The 2,870-nt window shown below is 56.6% G+C and carries 2 rRNA genes; both read left to right on the forward strand.

The features are described 5' to 3' along the window. Positions 1-2,756, forward strand: a 23S ribosomal RNA gene (locus OO69_RS47995); the annotation flags it as partial. Positions 2,757-2,802: 46 nt separating this feature from the next. Beyond that, positions 2,803-2,870 (forward strand): 5S ribosomal RNA (gene rrf, locus OO69_RS48000); the annotation flags it as partial.

Here is a 2,870-nt window from a genome sequence, read left to right on the forward strand (position 1 = left end):
GTTGATGTAGGCGAAGGACATGCGAAAGGTCCGGCGTAGAGGGTAAGACCCCCGTAGTCGAAACGTCAACGGCTCGTTTGAGAGACACCCAAGTAGCACGGGGCCCGAGAAATCCCGTGTGAATCTGGCGGGACCACCCGCTAAGCCTAAATATTCCCTGGTGACCGATAGCGGATAGTACCGTGAGGGAATGGTGAAAAGTACCGCGGGAGCGGAGTGAAATAGTACCTGAAACCGTGTGCCTACAAGCCGTGGGAGCGTCGCGCATCAAGTTTACTTGGTGCGTCGTGACTGCGTGCCTTTTGAAGAATGAGCCTGCGAGTTTGCGGTGTGTTGCGAGGTTAACCCGTGTGGGGAAGCCGTAGCGAAAGCGAGTCCGAATAGGGCGATTCAGTAGCGCGCTCAAGACCCGAAGCGGAGTGATCTAGCCATGGGCAGGTTGAAGCGGAGGTAAGACTTCGTGGAGGACCGAACCCACCAGGGTTGAAAACCTGGGGGATGACCTGTGGTTAGGGGTGAAAGGCCAATCAAACTCCGTGATAGCTGGTTCTCCCCGAAATGCATTTAGGTGCAGCGTCGTGTGTTTCTTGCCGGAGGTAGAGCACTGGATAGGCGATGGGCCCTACCGGGTTACTGACCTTAGCCAAACTCCGAATGCCGGTAAGTGAGAGCACGGCAGTGAGACTGTGGGGGATAAGCTCCATGGTCGAGAGGGAAACAGCCCAGAGCATCGACTAAGGCCCCTAAGCGTACGCTAAGTGGGAAAGGATGTGGAGTCGCAGAGACAACCAGGAGGTTGGCTTAGAAGCAGCCACCCTTGAAAGAGTGCGTAATAGCTCACTGGTCTAGTGATTCCGCGCCGACAATGTAGCGGGGCTCAAGCGTACCGCCGAAGTCGTGTCATTCCAGCAATAGCCCCAACGGGTGCTGGGATGGGTAGGGGAGCGTCGTGTGCCGGGTGAAGCTGCAGCGGAAGCTAGTGGTGGACGGTTCACGAGTGAGAATGCAGGCATGAGTAGCGATACACACGTGAGAAACGTGTGCGCCGATTGACTAAGGGTTCCTGGGTCAAGCTGATCTGCCCAGGGTAAGTCGGGACCTAAGGCGAGGCCGACAGGCGTAGTCGATGGATAACCGGTTGATATTCCGGTACCCGCTGTGAAGCGTCAAACATCGAGCATCGTGATGCTAAGGCCGTGAAGCCGTTCCGGACCCTTCGGGGAATGGAAAGTGGTGGAGCCGCCGGCCCAAGCGGTTAGTAGGTGAGTGATGGGGTGACGCAGGAAGGTAGTCCATCCCGGGCGGTGGTTGTCCCGGGGTAAGGGTGTAGGACGTGATCCAGGTAAATCCGGATCGCACATAGTCTGAGACCTGATGCCGAGCCGATTGTGGTGAAGTGGATGATCCTATGCTGTCGAGAAAAGCCTCTAGCGAGTTTCATGGCGGCCCGTACCCTAAACCGACTCAGGTGGTCAGGTAGAGAATACCGAGGCGTTCGGGTGAACTATGGTTAAGGAACTCGGCAAAATGCCCCCGTAACTTCGGGAGAAGGGGGGCCATCACCGGTGAGAGGATTTACTCCTTGAGCTGGGGGTGGCCGCAGAGACCAGCGAGAAGCGACTGTTTACTAAAAACACAGGTCCGTGCGAAGCCGTAAGGCGATGTATACGGACTGACGCCTGCCCGGTGCTGGAACGTTAAGGGGACCGGTTAGTCCAACTTCGGTTGGGCGAAGCTGAGAACTTAAGCGCCAGTAAACGGCGGTGGTAACTATAACCATCCTAAGGTAGCGAAATTCCTTGTCGGGTAAGTTCCGACCTGCACGAATGGCGTAACGACTTCTCGACTGTCTCAACCATAGGCCCGGTGAAATTGCACTACGAGTAAAGATGCTCGTTTCGCGCAGCAGGACGGAAAGACCCCGGGACCTTTACTACAGTTTGATATTGGTGTTCGGTTCGGCTTGTGTAGGATAGCTGGGAGACTGTGAACTCTGGACGCCAGTTCAGGGGGAGTCGTCGTTGAAATACCAGTCTGGTCGTGCTGGATGTCTAACCTGGGTCCGTGATCCGGATCAGGGACAGTGTCTGATGGGTAGTTTAACTGGGGCGGTTGCCTCCTAAAGAGTAACGGAGGCGCCCAAAGGTTCCCTCAGCCTGGTTGGCAATCAGGTGTTGAGTGTAAGTGCACAAGGGAGCTTGACTGTGAGACCGACGGGTCGAGCAGGGACGAAAGTCGGGACTAGTGATCCGGCGGTGGCTTGTGGAAGCGCCGTCGCTCAACGGATAAAAGGTACCCCGGGGATAACAGGCTGATCTTCCCCAAGAGTCCATATCGACGGGATGGTTTGGCACCTCGATGTCGGCTCGTCGCATCCTGGGGCTGGAGTCGGTCCCAAGGGTTGGGCTGTTCGCCCATTAAAGCGGTACGCGAGCTGGGTTTAGAACGTCGTGAGACAGTTCGGTCCCTATCCGCTGCGCGCGCAGGAACATTGAGAAGGGCTGTCCCTAGTACGAGAGGACCGGGACGGACGAACCTCTGGTGTGCCAGTTGTTCTGCCAAGGGCATGGCTGGTTGGCTACGTTCGGGAGGGATAACCGCTGAAAGCATCTAAGCGGGAAGCCTGCTTCGAGATGAGTGTTCCCACCCCCTTGAGGGGTTAAGGCTCCCAGTAGACGACTGGGTTGATAGGCCGGATCTGGAAGCCCAGTAATGGGTGGAGGTGACCGGTACTAATAGGCCGAGGGCTTGTCCTCAGTTGCTCGCGTCCACTGTGTTGTGCGGTTGTCTGTTTCATAGTGTTTCGGTGGTCATAGCGTGAGGGAAACGCCCGGTTACATTCCGAACCCGGAAGCTAAGCCTTACAGCGC

Source organism: Streptomyces sp. NRRL F-525 (assembly GCF_000716605.1).
GTDB lineage: Bacteria > Actinomycetota > Actinomycetes > Streptomycetales > Streptomycetaceae > Streptomyces.